The sequence below is a fragment of the Mesorhizobium sp. WSM4847 genome (genome assembly GCF_055811335.1).
Window position 1 is genome coordinate 146,203 of sequence record NZ_JBVVPY010000013.1, and the last position, 15,536, is coordinate 161,738.

Consider the following 15,536-nt stretch of genomic DNA (forward strand, 5'->3'; position numbering starts at 1 on the left):
CACATAGCGATATGACGCCTAGTCGGCAAGCGGATGATGATCGTTGACCAGCCGCACCAGCCGCTCCTCCAGCACATGTGTGTAAATCTGCGTCGTTGAAATATCGGCATGGCCAAGCAACTGCTGCACGGCCCTGAGATCGGCGCCGTTCTGCAGGAGATGGCTGGCAAAAGCATGGCGCAGCACATGCGGCGATATTTTCGCCGAGGCGATGCCGGCCCGTGCGGCAAGGCCCTTCAGGTCGCGGGCGAAGACCTGCCTGGAGAGATAGCCGCTGTCGCTTGCCGCCGGAAACAGGAACGGGCTATCCGCCAAAGCCGGCACCGTGGCCCGGGCAGCGAGCCAGGCCCGCATGGCGATGCGCGCCTTTGCCGACAGCGGCACCATGCGTTCCTTGTCACCCTTGCCGCGCACCATGAAGAAACGATCGTCGCGCAGCGCCACCGTCACCGGCAGGCCGACCAGTTCGGAAACCCGCAGGCCGGTGGCGTAGAGCACCTCGACCAGCGCATGCAGGCGCAGCGCCGCCAGGCCGTCGCCATCGTTCAGCGAGGCGCCAGCTGCCTCTTGCGCCGCACGGTCGATCAGCCGGCCGGTGTCGGCCTCGCTCATCGTCTTCGGTAGCGGCCGGCCCTTCTTCGGACTGTCTAGGGTTCCGGTCGGGTCGTCGCCGCGCAGACCCTCGGCGTAGAGGAACTTGAAGAACTGGCGCATCGCCGACAGCTTGCGTGCCTGCGAGGTGGCGGCAAAACCACGTGCGGCTATCTCGTCGAGATAGTTGCGGATATCGGCAGCGGCGGCACCAGCGAGCCCGCCGTCGATCTCGGCTGACGCGTCTTCGAGGTCGCGGCGATAGCTGGAAAGCGTGTTTTCGGCAGCGCCGCGCTCGGCGCTCATCATTTCCAGAAAGGCTTCGATGCGGGCCGCGCTGTTCATTGCTTCGGGTCAGTTTTTTTGGGATTCAGCTTTTCGGGAGGGATGCGCACGCTCATTTCGGCCTTTCTCGGCTCGACGAACATCGCCAGAGCGAACATCGCGCCATAGACAATGCCGGCCAGAATCGTGAGCGTCACGACAAAGCGGAACAGTGTCGGCATCAATTCTCGCCCGTCTTGTTGTTCTGCGTTTCCAAACCCAGTGCCCTTATGAGACGCCAATCCGGCCAATTCAAGGGCGAAGCGCGGACGACGTGCGGCGGCGCCACGCTTGACGCAATCAGGCTTTTGATGTCGATACGCCGGCAAAGAGGGGTCTAAGCAGGCATTCGTGGGCTAGCCCGAAAATGCCTGCCTGGATTCTTTGGCTTGTCGCAGGTTCTGTCGCAAAACCTGGGATAGCTTTGCTGAACCTGCTTAGAAACATCATGGTGTCATGAACGCGTTGCCAGCCAATCCTCCCGATGAGAGCCATGCCGCGCTGCTCGGCCGGCTGGGCAGCCGTTCCATCGTCTTTGTCGGTCTTATGGGCGCCGGCAAGACGGCAATCGGCCGCAAGGTGGCGGGGATGCTGGGACTGCCTTTCATGGACAGTGATCAGGAAATTGAAAGCGTGTCGCGGATGAGCGTCCCGGAACTGTTCGAACGCTATGGCGAGCCCGAGTTCCGGGCGCTGGAGCAGCGCGTCATCCTGCGCATATTGGAACACGGCCCGCAGGTGCTGTCGACGGGCGGCGGCGCCTTCATGAGCGCGCCGACGCGGGAGGCCATCGCCGGCCATGGCGTGTCGGTATGGCTGAAGGCCGAGATCGACCTGTTGATGGACCGCGTTTCCAAGAAGCAGAACCGGCCGCTCCTGAAAAGCGCCGATCCCCGTGCAGTGATCGAGCGGTTGATGGCCGAGCGTTATCCGGTCTACGCAAGCGCCGATGTTACCGTGCCGACCCGCGACGATCGCAAGGAGGTCATCGCCGCCGAGGTGGTGAACGCGCTTTGCGGGTATTTCGGCGTGGCAGCCGCGACAGGCGAGGTGGGCTCGTGAGCAGCAATGCGACAGTCACCGTCGAAGTCGGGCTCGGCGATCGCGCCTATGACATATTGATTGGCTCCGGCCTGCTGTTGCGCGCCGGCACCGAGATTTCGCGCCGCCTGCCCGGCACGCGCGCCGCGGTGATCACCGACGTCAATGTCGCCGCCGCCCACCTTGAGACGTTGAGGGCCGGCCTTGAAAAGGGCGGCATTCGGCCCGCCGTCATCGCGCTGCCGGCAGGGGAAAAGACCAAGAGTTTCGCGCATCTCGAAGAGGTGGTGGACGGCGTGCTCGCCGCAAGACTGGAACGCGGCGATGTCGTCGTCGCGCTCGGTGGCGGCGTCATCGGCGATCTGGCCGGATTTGCCGCCGGCATCGTGCGCCGCGGCATGAATTTCGTGCAGATCCCGACCTCGCTGCTGGCGCAGGTCGACTCTTCCGTCGGCGGCAAGACCGGCATCAACAGTGCGCGCGGCAAGAACCTCGTCGGCGTCTTCCATCAGCCGAAACTGGTGCTGGCCGACACCGAAGTGCTCGACACGCTGCCGATCCGGGAATTCCGGGCGGGTTACGCCGAACTCGCCAAGTACGGGCTCATCGATCGCCCCGACTTCTTCGCGTGGCTGGAGGAAAACTGGGGCAAGGTGTTCGCCGGCGGCCCGCAGCGGACCGAGGCCATCGCCGAGGCCTGCCGCGCCAAGGCCGATGTCGTCGGCCGCGACGAGTTCGAGACCGGCGACCGCGCGCTGCTCAATCTCGGCCACACGTTCGGCCACGCGCTCGAGGCTGCCACCCGGTATGACAGCGCCCGTCTCGTCCACGGCGAGGGCGTCGCCATCGGCATGGCGCTGGCCTATCGCTTTTCGTCACGCCTCAACCTGGCAAGTCCCGACGATGCGGCGCGCGTCGAGGCGCATCTTCGCACCGTTGGCCTGCCCTGGCGCATGGCCGATATTCCGGGTGAATTGCCTGACGCCGAGGCGCTGCTTGCCTTTATCGCCCAGGACAAGAAGGTGTCGCGCGGCGCGCTGAACTTCATCCTGACGCGCGGCATCGGCCAGGCCTTCATCGCCAAGGATGTGCCGGCGTCGGAAGTGCTGTCGTTTCTGAGGGAGAACCATCCGGGTCAGCAGAACAGCCGCCCGAGTCGGCCGGGAGGCCGACCGGGTCAGCCGAGAGGCCGACCGGGTCAGCCGAGAGGCCGACCGGGATGAGCGAGGCCGGCTGGATTGTCGCTGCTGTCCTTGCCGGGCTCGGCCTGCTTGCCTTTGCCTTTCGCGCGCGCCTGCTCGCCGCCTTCGGCTATGAATTGCAGCGCATCGAGCCGCAGCATTCGAACCATGATGAATCGCGGGGCGCCGTCGACGATTTTCGTCGCGACGGACAGGTGGTGCGCGAGGATCGCGCCCGCATCGGTCGCCTGTCCGATCTCGATGAGCTCGAAGTGTCCGATGTCATGGTCCATCGCACCAACATGCGCTCGGTCAATGCCGACAATCCGCCGGAAGCGGTGGTCCGTGAGATCCTGCAGAGCCCGCATACCCGCATGCCCTTGTGGAAGGGCTCGCTCGACAACATCGTCGGCGTGCTGCACGCCAAGGACCTGCTGCGCGCGTTGAACGATGTCGGCAACGACTTTTCCAAGATCGATGTGATGAAGATCGCTTCAAAACCGTGGTTCGTGCCCGATACCACGACGCTGCAGGAACAGCTCAACGCCTTCCTGCGGCGCAAGGCGCATTTCGCTATCGTCGTCGACGAGTATGGCGAGGTCGAGGGGCTGGTGACGCTGGAGGACATCATCGAGGAGATCGTCGGCGAGATCGCCGACGAGCACGATATCGACATGCAGGGCGTCAAGCAGGAAGCCGACGGCTCCGTCGTCGTCGACGGCACTGTGTCGATCCGCGACCTGAACCGCGCGCTCGACTGGGACCTGCCGGACGAAGAAGCCACCACCATTGCCGGTCTCGTCATCCACGAGACGCAATTGATCCCGGACGAGAAGCAGGCTTTCACCTTTCACGGCAAGCGCTTCGTCGTCATGAAGCGCGACAAGAACCGGATTGCAAGGCTGAGGATCAGGCCGGCCGGCGAGATTTAGTTCTGATAGGTTCTTTCGCGGCTAATCAATCCTGGACGTTCGCCGCGCCGGCGTGCACTTTCGACCGGGCTGTCTGGAGGTGACGGTGATCGATCGGCGAACCCTGCTTTTGATGTCGATGGCTTTGTCGACGGCCAGCGCTGCGGCGGCGTCGCGCCGGCTTTCGCCCTCTCCGCAAACTGTCGACTACGGTCCGGCCAGGCTCGACATCCACGCGCGTGCCGGCGCCAGTTCCCTGCCTGTGATCCTTTTCATCCATGGCGGTGCCTGGCGAGCCGGCAATCGCACCAACGTCGACGTCAAGCCGGACTTCCTGCTCGACAATGGCTTCTGCTTCGTCTCGATCGACTACCGGATGCTGCCTGAGGCTGATGTCGCCACCCAGGCCAACGATGTCGAGCAGGCCTATCGCTATGTGCGCGCCAACATCGCCGGATACGGCGGCGATCCGAACCGGATAGCGGTGATGGGCCATTCGGCCGGCAGCCATCTCGCCGCACTGACCGGGCTGCGCGGCGGTCTGCCCGGCGTCGCGGCGCTGGTTCTGAACGATACCAGGGCTTATGACCTGGAAGCGCTTGCGCGGAGCGGCGGCATGACACGGGCCTATGCAAAGGCCTTTCCCGACCCGGCGCAGTGGCGAGCGCTGTCGCCCGCCACCCATGTCGGGAGCCGCAAACATCCGGCGACCTTCATCGCCTATTCGCGCGCAGCGGGTCGTGCGGCAGCCTCACGGGCCTTCGCCGAGCGCCTGCGGGCGACTGGAACGGAGGTGACACTGTTCGATGGCAGCGCCTATTCGCACATGTCGATCAACCGCGATTTCGGCGACGAAGGCGACGCCTTGACCCGTGCGGTGATGATTTTCCTGAAGGCAGCGCTCGTCTGAGATCTACCACCTGGTCTTTTCGTCCGGCGCGGCCGGCTCGATCGCCAGCGCATGGACACCAGCCTTCAATTCGTCGGCCAGCAATGCATTGACCGCGCGGTGGCGCTCGATGCGACTCATGCCGGCAAAGGCTGAGGAGACGATGCGGACGCGGAAATGCGTCTCACCGGTGCCGTCATAGGTGCCGTGATGATCGGAGTCCTGATGGTGATGACCGGCATGCAGATGGCTTTCGTTGATGATGACCAGTCGCTCCGGCAAAAACGCCTTCTTCAACTTGCCTTCCATCGTCGACTGTATGGACATTCGTACTTCCCTTCACCACATATGGCTGGCGCATGACCCCCGAAAATCGGTGCCGTTTGCGCGTCCGGAAGGACGCGCGGCGCCGCCGTCGCGACAAAATTCGCCGATCGCCCGCTTTATGCCGCGATTCAGCGGTTAGGGCGATCATCGCGAAAATGTCAATTCTTGTTTCGCACCGGCGAACAGCCCATAAATGGGTGAGATGAAACCGTACCCCAAATATTTCGAGAAAATTCGCATCCGCCCGGAGAAGGATGCGGAGCTGAAGTCTCGTTCGCCGATCTGCCAGTGGGACGGTTGCAAGGAGGCCGGCACCCATCGCGCGCCGGTCGGGCGCATGAAGGAGGGCGAGTATTTTCAGTTCTGCTTCGATCATGTGCGCGAGTACAACAAGGGCTTCAATTATTTCTCCGGTGTCCCCGATACCGAGATCGCCCGCTTCCAGAAGGAAGCGATGACCGGCCACCGGCCGACATGGAAGATGGGCGTCAACGGCGCCTCGACGCACTCCTCGCCCGATTTCGCCCAGCAGCGTTCCGGCCGCGCCGGCTACTACAACCGCATGCGCGATCCGTTCGACCTGTTCAAAGGCCCGAAGGATCCGCGCGAGGCGCGTGAGCGCAAGGCCAAGCCGCTTGAGGCCAAGGCGCTGGAAACGCTTGGTCTTGATACAAAGGCGACTGGCAAGGACATCAAGGCGCGTTATAAGGAACTGGTGAAACGCCACCACCCGGATGCGAATGGCGGCGACAGAGGTTCGGAAGACCGGTTCCGCGATGTGCTCCAGGCCTATCGCGTGCTCAAGCAGGCAGGATTGTGCTGAGCGACCTTACGGTCCGTGTCGTTTTCCAACTTTCATAAGGTTGGAAAAGGCTCTAAGACCGCCCCCGGACAAAATCGATTGCCGGCGAAATCAGGCGCTTCGCCCGTGGAGACGTTGATAAAGATGAACAAGGTCGATCGCGACATCGCCAACCTGCCCGACACCACCGTGCCGGTGAAGGAGAAATTCGGCTTCGAGTCCAAGATGGTGGTGCCGGCCTATTCGGTGTCGAGCGAGCATGTGCCCGACATCGATCCCGACTATCTGTTCGACAAGAACACGACGATGGCGATCCTCGCCGGCTTTGCCTACAACCGCCGCGTCATGGTGTCGGGCTATCACGGCACCGGCAAGTCGACACATATCGAGCAGGTCGCCGCCCGCCTCAACTGGCCCATGGTGCGCGTCAATCTCGACAGTCATGTCAGCCGCATCGACCTCGTCGGCAAGGACGCCATCGTCGTCAAGGAAGGGCTGCAGATCACCGAATTCCGCGACGGCATCCTGCCCTGGGCCTACCAGCACAATGTCGCGCTGTGCTTCGACGAGTACGATGCCGGCCGTCCGGACGTGATGTTCGTCATCCAGCGCGTGCTGGAATCGTCCGGCCGGCTGACGCTGCTCGACCAGAGCCGGGTCATCCGCCCGCATCCGGCGTTCCGGCTGTTCTCGACCGCCAACACCGTCGGTCTCGGCGATACCACCGGCCTCTATCACGGCACCCAGCAGATCAATCAGGCGCAGATGGATCGCTGGTCGATCGTCACCACGCTGAACTATCTGCCGCACGACAATGAGGTGAACATCGTGCTGGCCAAGGCCAAGCACTATCGCGATGCCAAGGGCAAGGAGATCGTCAACAAGATGGTGCGTGTCGCCGACATGACGCGTTCGGCCTTTATCAATGGCGACCTTTCGACCGTCATGAGCCCGCGCACGGTCATCACTTGGGCCGAGAATGCCGAGATCTTCGGCGATATCGGCATGGCGTTCAGGCTGACCTTCCTCAACAAGTGCGACGAGCTGGAGCGCTCGCTCGTGGCCGAGTTCTACCAACGCGCCTTCGGCCAGGATTTGCCGGAGAGCGCCGCCAACGTGGTTCTGGGCTAACGATTTGGACGGGCGTGCTCGATCGTCCCTGATTGCAGGCATCTTTCTCGCAACCCTGGTTGGTTGTTCGATTGAGACGATCCGACCCGGTACTGATCGAGATTTTTTTCGGAACCTTGACGCTGCTGACGGGAGCGCGCGTCTTAAACAGCTAAGCCAATCGCAGAGTTTCTTCACCCGCGAGATGACCGAGCGCGGCGCGTCCTGCGGGGATGCACGTAACAGCGGTAAAACGGTTCGAGTGGTTTGCGTCTACTCAATTTGTCACAATGGCGGTGCGTGGTCGAGTGCCTGGCAGATCGATATCCGGACCGGGACCATCTCGACGCCGAAAGGCGCTAGTCCAGGAGCGCTAGATCAGGAAGACTGTGCGGGCGATCCAGCGCGGCTCAAAGATATTCAGCAGGCTGCGGTGAAGAAGCTGATACTAGCGGCAGGAGAAGAGGTACTGTAAGTGGCGGGTCCGGGCGACAACACGCGCAACAAGTCGAAGACGGGGTCTGAAGCCGACAGCTTCAAGCGCGCCGTCACCGTCTGCATGCGCGCGATTGCCGGCGACAAGGACCTCGAAGTCGGTTTCGCCAAGGATCGGCCGGCGCTCGCCGGCAGCCGCGCCCGGTTGCCTGAACTGCCGAAGAAAGCCTCGAAGGCTGACATCGCCATCACCCGCGGGCTCGGCGATTCCATGGCGCTGAAGCGCGCCTGCCACGACACGCGCATCCACACCAGGCTGGCGCCGGAGGGCAAGCAGGCCCGCGCCATCTACGATGCGGTCGAGCAGGCCCGCGTCGAGGCGATCGGCTCCCGCGCCATGCAGGGTGTGGCCGACAATATCGGCTCGATGCTCGAGGACAAATACGCCAGGGCCAACCTCATCGACGTCAAGGACAAGGCCGATGCGCCGATCGAGGAGGCGCTGGCCCTGATGGTGCGCGAAAAGCTGACCGGCCGCGCCGTGCCGAAGAGTGGCGAGCGGCTGGTCGACCTCTGGCGCCCTTGGGTCGAGGAGAAGGCAAGTGCCGATCTCGACGGACTGTCGGCAAAGCTCGACGACCAGCAGGCCTTCGCCCGTGTCGTGCGCGAGATGCTGGCTTCCATGGAAATGGCCGAGGAACTCGGCGACGACCAGGAGACCGAAGACTCCGAAGACAACGATGAAAACCAGCCGCAAGGCGAGGAGCAGAGCGAGGAGGGCGGCGAGGACGATTCCGGCTCCGAGCAGTCGCAGTCGGACGATACCGAGGCGTCGTCCGACGACGAGCAATCGGCCGAGACGGAGGCATCCGATGCTACCGCCGATGAGCTGTCCGACGATGACGATGCCGATGCCGAGACGCCCGGCGAGGCGCGCCGCAACGACAATCCCTTCTCCAATCTGTCGAAGGAGATCGATTACAAGGTCTTCACCACCGCCTTCGACGAGACGGTGGGTGCGGAGGATCTGTGCGAAGAGGAAGAGCTGGATCGGCTGCGCGCCTTCCTCGACAAGCAGCTTGCCAACCTGTCCGGCGTCGTCGGCCGGCTGGCCAACCGGCTGCAGCGCCGCCTGATGGCGCAGCAGAACCGGTCCTGGGATTTCGATCTCGAAGAGGGTTATCTCGATCCGGCGCGGCTGGTGCGCGTCGTCATCGACCCGATGCAGCCGCTGTCCTTCAAGCAGGAGCGCGACACCAAATTCCGCGACACGGTGGTGACGCTGGTGCTCGACAATTCGGGCTCGATGCGCGGCCGGCCGATCACCGTCGCCGCCACCTGCGCCGACATTCTGGCGCGCACGCTGGAACGCTGCGGCGTCTCGGTCGAGATCCTCGGCTTCACCACCCGCGCCTGGAAGGGCGGGCAGGCACGCGAGAAATGGCTGAAGGAAGGCAAGCCGCCAAATCCTGGGCGGCTCAACGATCTGCGCCACATCATCTACAAATCCGCCGACCATCCATGGCGGCGGGCGCGGCGCAATCTCGGCCTGATGATGCGCGAGGGCCTGCTCAAGGAAAACATCGACGGTGAGGCGCTGCTGTGGGCGCACAACCGCCTGATCGCCCGGCCGGAGCAGCGCAAGATCCTGATGATGATCTCGGACGGTGCGCCGGTCGACGATTCGACGCTGTCGGTCAATCCGGGCAACTATCTCGAACGGCATCTGCGCGCGGTGATCGAATTGATCGAGACGCGCTCGCCGGTCGAGCTCCTGGCCATCGGCATCGGCCACGACGTGACCCGCTACTATCGCCGCGCCGTCACCATCGTCGATGCCGAGGAACTGGCCGGCGCCATGACCGAGCAACTGGCCTCGCTGTTTGGCGAGGAAAGTACGCGCGACACGCGACGCGGCGGCATGCGGCGCGCCGGATGATTTTTTCGCGGGGCGGCTTTCGGCAGACGCTTTTCGCCGCCACAGCCCTGTTCGTTGCCGGCATCGCCTTGTCGCCTCCCATCGCTGCCGGCACCGTTGCGGTCGAGCCGATCGAAATCTCGGCACGGCTGATAAACCGGTTTCATATCGGCGGTGACGAAAAGCGGTTCGGCCCGCTCGAATTCGTCGGCGGGCTGGAAATGACCTCGCCGTCACGCGATTTCGGCGCGCTGTCGGCGTTTCGCTTCCGCAAGCCCGGCAGTGATTTCATCGGCGTCGCCGATACCGGTTTCTGGTTCTTCGGTACCGTCACCCGTGATGCCGACAAGCGCCCATCCGGCATCCGGAATTTCCGTATGCAGCAGATGGCCGACGAGGCGGGCCAGCTGATCGACGAGAAATGGGAGGTCGACGCCGAAGGCCTTGCGCTCAAGGACGGCATTGCCACGGTCGGCTTCGAGCGCAACCACCGCGTCGCCCAGTTCAGAATAGACCCGGACGACATGAAGCCGCCGTTCAGGCAATTGGACTTCCTGGTTCCAGCCTGGGAACTTCGCCGCAATCGCGGCTTTGAGACCGTCACCCACGCCAATCCTGACGGCCAGCACCAAGGCGGGCTGGTCGTGGTGTCGGAAAAGAGCCTCGACAAGGCAGGCAACATCTATGCGGCTGTTATCGAAGGGCCGCACAAGGGCGTCTTCACCGTCAAGCGCAACGGCAATTTCGACATAGCCGACGGCGCCTTCCTGCCGGACGGCGACCTCTTGCTTTTGGAGCGCAGCTTTTCGATGGCCGGCGGCGTCAAGATGCGGCTGCGGCGCATCTATGGCGAAAGCGTCGAGAAGGGCGCCGTTGCCGACGGGCCGGTGCTGATGGAAGCCGACATGGGCTACCAGATCGACAATATGGAGGGGCTCGACGTCTGGACCCGCGACGACGGCGCGCTGATGGTGTCGCTGGTCTCGGACGACAACCACTCGATGCTACAGCGTAATCTGTATCTGGAATTTCTGCTGCACGAGGATTGAGAGGCGGTCGGCCAAGGACGGTCGATAACAGGCTACAGCTTGGCGCCGGTTGCGGCAGGCCGGGGTCCGTTGGTCGCGATCCAGATGATTTGGCGTGCGCCGCGCTTGCCATTGGCGCGGACTTTGACTTCGTCGACGGCGAAGCCCGCCTGCTTGAGCCTGCGGGTGAAACCGCTGTCGGATCCCTGCGACCACACCGCCAGCACGCCGCCGGGCTTGAGCGCTGCTCTTGCGCTGATCAGCCCGGCTATGCTGTAAAGAGCATCGTTGGCCTTGTGGACGATCCCTTCCGGCCCATTGTCGACGTCGAGCAGGATGGCATCCCAGGCCGAGGCTTCCGATCGTATGATCTGCCCGACATCCGCCTCGCGAACAGTCACGCGCGGATCGTCGAGACAGCCGCCGAACACCGCCGCCATCGGGCCGCGCGCCCACGCCACCACGGCGGGCACCAACTCGGCGACAACGATACCGGCATCGGCGCCAAGCTCGGCGAGCGCGGCGCGCAGCGTGAAACCCATGCCCAGCCCGCCGATCAGGATTTTCGGCTGCCTGCGGCCGGCAATCCTTTGGCAGGACAGCCTCGCCAGCGCTTCCTCGGAACCGCTGAGGCGACTGTTCATCAGCTCGTTCGAGCCGAGCATGATCGAGAATTCAGCGCCGCGTTGTTTCAGGCGCAGCTCATGTCCGCCGTCAGTCGCTTTCGCGGTATCGAGTTGGACCCATGGGATCATGCTTGAGAGCCTGTGAGCATGATCTTTTCCGAAAACCGGTTCCCACTTTCAGGGATCATGCTATGCCGCCAGCGCCGGTTGGCTCCAGCGGGCGGCAAGCAGCCGGTAGGGGATCAGCGCCACCACGGCGATGATCAGCTTCACGCCGAGGTCGCCGAACGCCCATGACACCCAGCGCATGGCCTCGACCGGCAGCACGCCGATCAGCGGCGCGGTTTCGAGCGCAAAGCCATCGTTCGGCCCAGCGAAGGCGAAAGCCGCCGAAAAGGCGATCGTGAAGAACACCGCGGTGTCGAACACCGAGCCGACCAGCGTGCCGACGATCGGTGCCCGCCACCAGCTCTGCCGGCGCAACCGGTTGAACACGGTCACGTCGAGCAGCTGCGCGATCAGGAACGCGGTGCCGGAAGCCGCCGCAATGCGCACCAGCCGGTCGGCAGCCGTTTCGAATTCGATCAGGCCGCAGCGGAACAGCAAGGGCGGGATGACGACCGAGCAGATCACTGCCGCCGTGAAGCCGACAAACACGATCCGGCGCGCCACAGCCGGGCCGTAGCGGCGATTGGCAAGGTCGGTGACCAGGAAGGAGAACGGGTAGGTGAAGGCGCCCCAGGTCAGAATGTCGGCCAGCGAGAGGCCGCCGATTGCACCCTGCAGCGGGAACTGCACGAGGACGTTCGACGCCACCACGACAAGCGCCATGGCCGCAACAAAGGGCAGATATCGGGAGAAAAAGCTCATTTTTTTATCCTGGGTAATGGAACCAGCGGGGCGTCATGCCGAGTTCGGACGACACTCCATTGCTGTTTGGCCATCGGATTTCTCCGAAAACCGCTTCGCACTTTTCGGTCCGATGCCGAAGGCGGCTGCCTGAGAAATCAAGCGGCTGGCTGTTCGGCGAGCTTCTTGGCGATCTGCTTCTTCAGCAGCCGCGCGCGCTGCGACAGCTCCTTGGCGTCGGCCTTGGCCAGGAACGCATCAAGGCCGCCGCGATGCTCGACCGAACGCAGCGCGTTGGCCGAAATGCGCAGGCGCACATTCTGGTTCAGCGCTTCCGAGATCAGCGTCACATTGACGAGATTGGGCAGAAAGCGACGCTTGCTCTTGTTGTTGGCGTGGCTCACATTGTTGCCGGACATGACTGCCTTGGCAGTGAGTTCGCAGGTGCGGGACATGGTTCTAAACCTTCAGTTCTCGGTCTGGCCAAACATTCAACCCGCGCCGGGTGGCGCGCGGTTTCGGTCAGGCGGCCTTATGGAAAAAGTTGGCGTTCCATAGTTGCATTTCGGCGATGCGTCAAGCTCCGGCTTGCGCCCGGGTGTGACGACGTCTTTCACATAAAGGCCGAAATTCAGTCTATAAGCGGTCGCACAAGGAGATGCCAGGCTGGAGTTGCGCGCTTCTGCTGAAATCGAGGATCGTTCCCGCCATGCTTCGTTCGTCTCATGCTCTCCTTGCATCGCTCGCCGTGGCGCTGCCGACGACAATTTCTGCCGCCACGCAACAATCCTTCAAGGGCGAGTATACGGTTTCGGTCCACGGCTTCTCGGTGGCCAAGGCAAGCTTTTCCAGCAGTTACGAAGGCGATACCTATTCGATCGAAGGCAGCGTCTCCAGCGCCGGCCTCGCCACAATATTCGACGACACGCGTGGCACGGTCTCGTCGAAGGGCAAGATTTTGGGCAAGCAATTGCAGCCGCAGGCGTTCCGCGCCGACTACAAATCGGGCGACAAGGCATCGATGATCGATATCCAGTTCGCCAACGGCACTGTTACCGCGACCAAGGTCGTGCCTGCGCCGAAGAAGCGCAATTCCAAGAAATGGATACCGCTGGCCGCCAGCCATCTCGCCTCGGTGCTCGATCCAATGGCCGCCACCGTCATCCATGCCGATAGCCTCGACAAGGTCTGCGGCCGCACGGTGAAGCTCTATGACGGCGAGATGCGCGCCGATCTGAGGCTGACCTACGAGTCGAAAGGCTCGACGTCGGTGCGCGGCTACGAGGGCGATACCGTCACTTGCCGGCTGGATTTTGAGCCGGTGGCGGGTTATCGCAAGAACCGCAAATCCCTGGATTACCTGAGAAAGCGCAGCCGCATCATGGTGACGTTTGCACCGGTCGGCCAAACCGGCGTATATGCGCCGATCCACGCCACGGTCGGCACGAAAATCGGCACTCTCACCGTCAGCGCGGAGCGGTTCGAAGCGACAGAATAGGCGCGATCGCGCGCCGCCGGAGACGGACATGGGGCGCGCAACACTGATCGGCTTCTCGGCGGTCGCCATGTGGGCGCTGCTGGCGCTGCTTACGGACGCTTCCGGCGCGGTGCCGCCATTCCTGCTTTCGGCGATCACCTTCACGATCGGCACCGGCGTCGGGCTCGTCGCGCGGCTGTTCATGCCGGCCACCGCCGGGAGCGAGAGAATACCGCCGCAAGTGTGGCTGATCGGCATTGCCGGCCTGTTCGGCTATCACTTCTTCTATTTCACTGCGCTGCGCAACGCGCCGGCGGTGGAGGCGAGCCTCATCGCCTATCTGTGGCCGCTGCTGATCGTGCTCGGATCGGCGCTGATGCCGGGCGAGCGGCTGGCCTGGAACCATGTCGTCGGCGCACTGCTCGGCCTTGCCGGCACTTTTCTGATCGTCACCAAGGGCGGCGGGCTTGCCTTCGACGCGCGCTATGCCTTCGGCTATGCGATGGCCGGCGTCTGCGCCGTGCTGTGGTCGTCCTATTCGCTGTTGTCGCGCCGCTTTCCGTCGGTGCCGACCAGCATTGTCACCTGGTTCTGTGCGGCCACGGCAGCGCTTTCGCTTGTCTGCCATCTGATGCTGGAAGAAACGGTGCTGCCTGTCGGCGCCGGCCAATGGCTGGCCGTGCTCGGCCTCGGGCTAATGCCGGTGGGCGCTGCCTTCTATGCCTGGGATATCGGCGTCAAGCGCGGCAACATCCAGGTGCTGGGCGCGGCAAGCTATGCCGCGCCGCTGCTGTCGACGCTGGTGCTGACATCAGCCGGTTTCGCCGAACCGTCCCTGCGCATCCTCGCCGCCTGCGTGCTGATCACCGGCGGCGCAGCCCTTGCGGCGAAATCGCTGTTCTTGCGCAAGCAGGCTGCGAGCGAGGCAGGGGCGTGATGCCGTTTCCCGGCGGCATCGACGCCAACGCCAATGCGACGCTGCTGTTTTCGCTGGCCGCCGCGGTGATCTACGCCTTCACCATCGACATGCCGCCGAAGCTTGCGTGTTCCGCGGTCAAGACGCTGGCCGTGGCAATGCTTGCGGTGCTGGCATCGCTGCAGGGCGGTCCGTGGCTGCTCATCGCTGCGCTGGCGCTCAGCGCCATCGGCGACGCATTGCTGTCGCGCGACGGTGAAAAGGTTTTTGTCGGCGGGCTGGCCAGTTTTCTCGTGGCGCATGGGCTTTACATCGCGTTGTTCCTGCGCTCCGGCGAGGGGGTCGGGCTGCTCTCGGCCGAGCCGTGGCGCGCGGCGATTGCCGTGGCAATGGCCGTGTTGGCGCTCGCCATGCTTTTTGCGCTCTGGCGCCGTGTCGGCCCCGCCCTGCGCCTTCCCATCAGCGTCTATATCGCGACAATTTTTGCCATGGGCATTTCGGCGCTGACCCTGAGCAATTTCTGGGTCGTCGGCGGCGCCGTGCTGTTCATGGCGTCCGACGGGCTGCTCGCCTCGGAAAAGTTCCTGCTGAGCGCCATCTCGCCGCACCGCGACTGGACGCGCCGCGCGGTCTGGGTGCTGTATTATGCCGCCCAGCTGGCGATCACGATGGGTTTCCTGCTGGGCTAGGACTCCAGCCCGGTTCGGCCAGCTCGAAGGTGGCGAAATCGAAGCCCGGCGCCACGGTGCAGCCGGCCAGCGTCCACTCGCCCAGGCTGCGCGCCGACTGCCACCAGCCTGCCGGCACAACGATCTGCGGCCGCTCGCCCGCCGCCAATGCCGTGCCGAGCACCTGCTCGATCACCGGCCCGTTTTCCCGATGCATCGACAGTGCCAGCGGGGCGCCGGCATAGAAATGCCAGACCTCGGCGGCGTCCTTGACGCGGTGCCAGGCCGACACTTGCTCCTGCTCCAAAAGGAAATAGATCGCGGTCGAATGGCCGCGAGCGCCTTCCGCGCCATCGCGAAAGGTCTCGGCATACCAGCCGCCTTCCGGATGCGGTTTCAGGCCGAGCGCCGCGATGATTTCGGCGGAACTGGTCATTTTCCTC

18 protein-coding genes are annotated in these 15,536 nt (G+C 63.7%); 11 read left to right on the top strand and 7 right to left on the bottom strand.

Annotated elements, in window-relative coordinates:
* Positions 1 to 18 precede the first annotated feature (18 nt).
* Both AC0L28_RS20085 and AC0L28_RS20090 read right to left on the bottom strand, forming a co-directional pair.
* Positions 19 to 936 carry a site-specific tyrosine recombinase XerD gene (locus tag AC0L28_RS20085; protein ID WP_128176117.1) on the bottom strand — a complete coding sequence of 306 codons (918 nt, stop codon included), beginning with the start codon at positions 934 to 936 and terminating at the stop codon, positions 19 to 21.
* Positions 933 to 1,097: a histidine kinase gene (locus tag AC0L28_RS20090; RefSeq protein WP_128168784.1), complete on the bottom strand. Its 165-nt coding sequence runs from the start codon at positions 1,095 to 1,097 to the stop codon at positions 933 to 935. Before AC0L28_RS20090 ends, AC0L28_RS20085 begins: the two co-directional genes overlap by 4 nt.
* A gap of 274 nt (positions 1,098 to 1,371) precedes the next feature.
* Here AC0L28_RS20090 and AC0L28_RS20095 point away from each other — a divergent pair, with 274 nt between their 5' ends.
* The 4 genes from AC0L28_RS20095 to AC0L28_RS20110 all read left to right on the top strand — a co-directional run bounded on the left by AC0L28_RS20095 (position 1,372) and on the right by AC0L28_RS20110 (position 4,958).
* Positions 1,372 to 1,977, top strand: a complete 606-nt coding sequence (locus AC0L28_RS20095; protein ID WP_023797178.1) for a shikimate kinase — start codon at positions 1,372 to 1,374, stop codon at positions 1,975 to 1,977.
* On the top strand, positions 1,974 to 3,179 hold the full coding sequence (aroB, locus tag AC0L28_RS20100; RefSeq protein ID WP_128168751.1) for a 3-dehydroquinate synthase: 1,206 nt from the start codon (positions 1,974 to 1,976) through the stop codon (positions 3,177 to 3,179). Before AC0L28_RS20095 ends, aroB begins: the two co-directional genes overlap by 4 nt.
* Positions 3,176 to 4,069 carry an HlyC/CorC family transporter gene (locus AC0L28_RS20105; protein ID WP_027153417.1) on the top strand — a complete coding sequence of 298 codons (894 nt, stop codon included), beginning with the start codon at positions 3,176 to 3,178 and terminating at the stop codon, positions 4,067 to 4,069. Before aroB ends, AC0L28_RS20105 begins: the two co-directional genes overlap by 4 nt.
* A gap of 85 nt (positions 4,070 to 4,154) precedes the next feature.
* On the top strand, positions 4,155 to 4,958 hold the full coding sequence (locus AC0L28_RS20110) for an alpha/beta hydrolase (protein ID WP_287229586.1): 804 nt from the start codon (positions 4,155 to 4,157) through the stop codon (positions 4,956 to 4,958).
* A gap of 3 nt (positions 4,959 to 4,961) precedes the next feature.
* Here AC0L28_RS20110 and AC0L28_RS20115 read toward each other — a convergent pair whose 3' ends face one another.
* Positions 4,962 to 5,264, bottom strand: a complete 303-nt coding sequence (locus tag AC0L28_RS20115) for a BolA family protein (protein WP_091593128.1) — start codon at positions 5,262 to 5,264, stop codon at positions 4,962 to 4,964.
* A 193-nt stretch (positions 5,265 to 5,457) separates the two neighbouring features.
* On the opposite strand from AC0L28_RS20115, the gene AC0L28_RS20120 reads away from it, so the two are divergent.
* From AC0L28_RS20120 to AC0L28_RS20135, 4 genes are all read left to right on the top strand, one after another.
* Positions 5,458 to 6,087, top strand: coding sequence for a J domain-containing protein (locus AC0L28_RS20120; protein WP_128168749.1), 630 nt, complete (start codon positions 5,458 to 5,460; stop codon positions 6,085 to 6,087).
* Between the two features lie 123 nt (positions 6,088 to 6,210).
* Positions 6,211 to 7,197: a cobaltochelatase subunit CobS gene (gene cobS / locus AC0L28_RS20125; protein ID WP_128168748.1), complete on the top strand. Its 987-nt coding sequence runs from the start codon at positions 6,211 to 6,213 to the stop codon at positions 7,195 to 7,197.
* Positions 7,198 to 7,651: 454 nt separating this feature from the next.
* Entirely contained in the window at positions 7,652 to 9,550 is a 1,899-nt protein-coding gene (gene cobT, locus AC0L28_RS20130; RefSeq protein WP_473479798.1) for a cobaltochelatase subunit CobT, read from the top strand.
* Entirely contained in the window at positions 9,547 to 10,578 is a 1,032-nt protein-coding gene (locus AC0L28_RS20135; RefSeq protein ID WP_473479801.1) for an esterase-like activity of phytase family protein, read from the top strand. The genes cobT and AC0L28_RS20135 overlap by 4 nt, the downstream gene beginning before the upstream one ends.
* A 32-nt stretch (positions 10,579 to 10,610) precedes the next feature.
* Here the strand turns inward: AC0L28_RS20135 and AC0L28_RS20140 are convergent, their stop codons facing one another.
* The 3 genes from AC0L28_RS20140 to rpmB all read right to left on the bottom strand — a co-directional run bounded on the left by AC0L28_RS20140 (position 10,611) and on the right by rpmB (position 12,487).
* On the bottom strand, positions 10,611 to 11,312 hold the full coding sequence (locus AC0L28_RS20140; protein ID WP_473479804.1) for a spermidine synthase: 702 nt from the start codon (positions 11,310 to 11,312) through the stop codon (positions 10,611 to 10,613).
* A gap of 60 nt (positions 11,313 to 11,372) precedes the next feature.
* On the bottom strand, positions 11,373 to 12,053 hold the full coding sequence (locus tag AC0L28_RS20145; protein ID WP_473479806.1) for a queuosine precursor transporter: 681 nt from the start codon (positions 12,051 to 12,053) through the stop codon (positions 11,373 to 11,375).
* Between the two features lie 137 nt (positions 12,054 to 12,190).
* Complete coding sequence (gene rpmB, locus AC0L28_RS20150) at positions 12,191 to 12,487, bottom strand: 50S ribosomal protein L28 (protein ID WP_023797188.1); 297 nt, start codon at positions 12,485 to 12,487, stop codon at positions 12,191 to 12,193.
* A 254-nt stretch (positions 12,488 to 12,741) separates the two neighbouring features.
* On the opposite strand from rpmB, the gene AC0L28_RS20155 reads away from it, so the two are divergent.
* From AC0L28_RS20155 to AC0L28_RS20165, 3 genes are read left to right on the top strand one after another with little or no spacing between them, the layout of a single operon-like run.
* Positions 12,742 to 13,530: a DUF3108 domain-containing protein gene (locus tag AC0L28_RS20155; RefSeq protein WP_128181749.1), complete on the top strand. Its 789-nt coding sequence runs from the start codon at positions 12,742 to 12,744 to the stop codon at positions 13,528 to 13,530.
* Positions 13,531 to 13,558: 28 nt separating this feature from the next.
* Complete coding sequence (yddG, locus tag AC0L28_RS20160) at positions 13,559 to 14,446, top strand: aromatic amino acid exporter YddG (RefSeq protein ID WP_473479809.1); 888 nt, start codon at positions 13,559 to 13,561, stop codon at positions 14,444 to 14,446.
* Entirely contained in the window at positions 14,446 to 15,114 is a 669-nt protein-coding gene (locus AC0L28_RS20165; protein WP_473479812.1) for a lysoplasmalogenase family protein, read from the top strand. The genes yddG and AC0L28_RS20165 overlap by 1 nt, the downstream gene beginning before the upstream one ends.
* Here the strand turns inward: AC0L28_RS20165 and AC0L28_RS20170 are convergent.
* Positions 15,089 to 15,529, bottom strand: coding sequence for a cupin domain-containing protein (locus AC0L28_RS20170; RefSeq protein WP_287238205.1), 441 nt, complete (start codon positions 15,527 to 15,529; stop codon positions 15,089 to 15,091). The two genes, AC0L28_RS20165 and AC0L28_RS20170, sit on opposite strands and share 26 nt — an antisense overlap.
* Positions 15,530 to 15,536 lie beyond the last annotated feature (7 nt).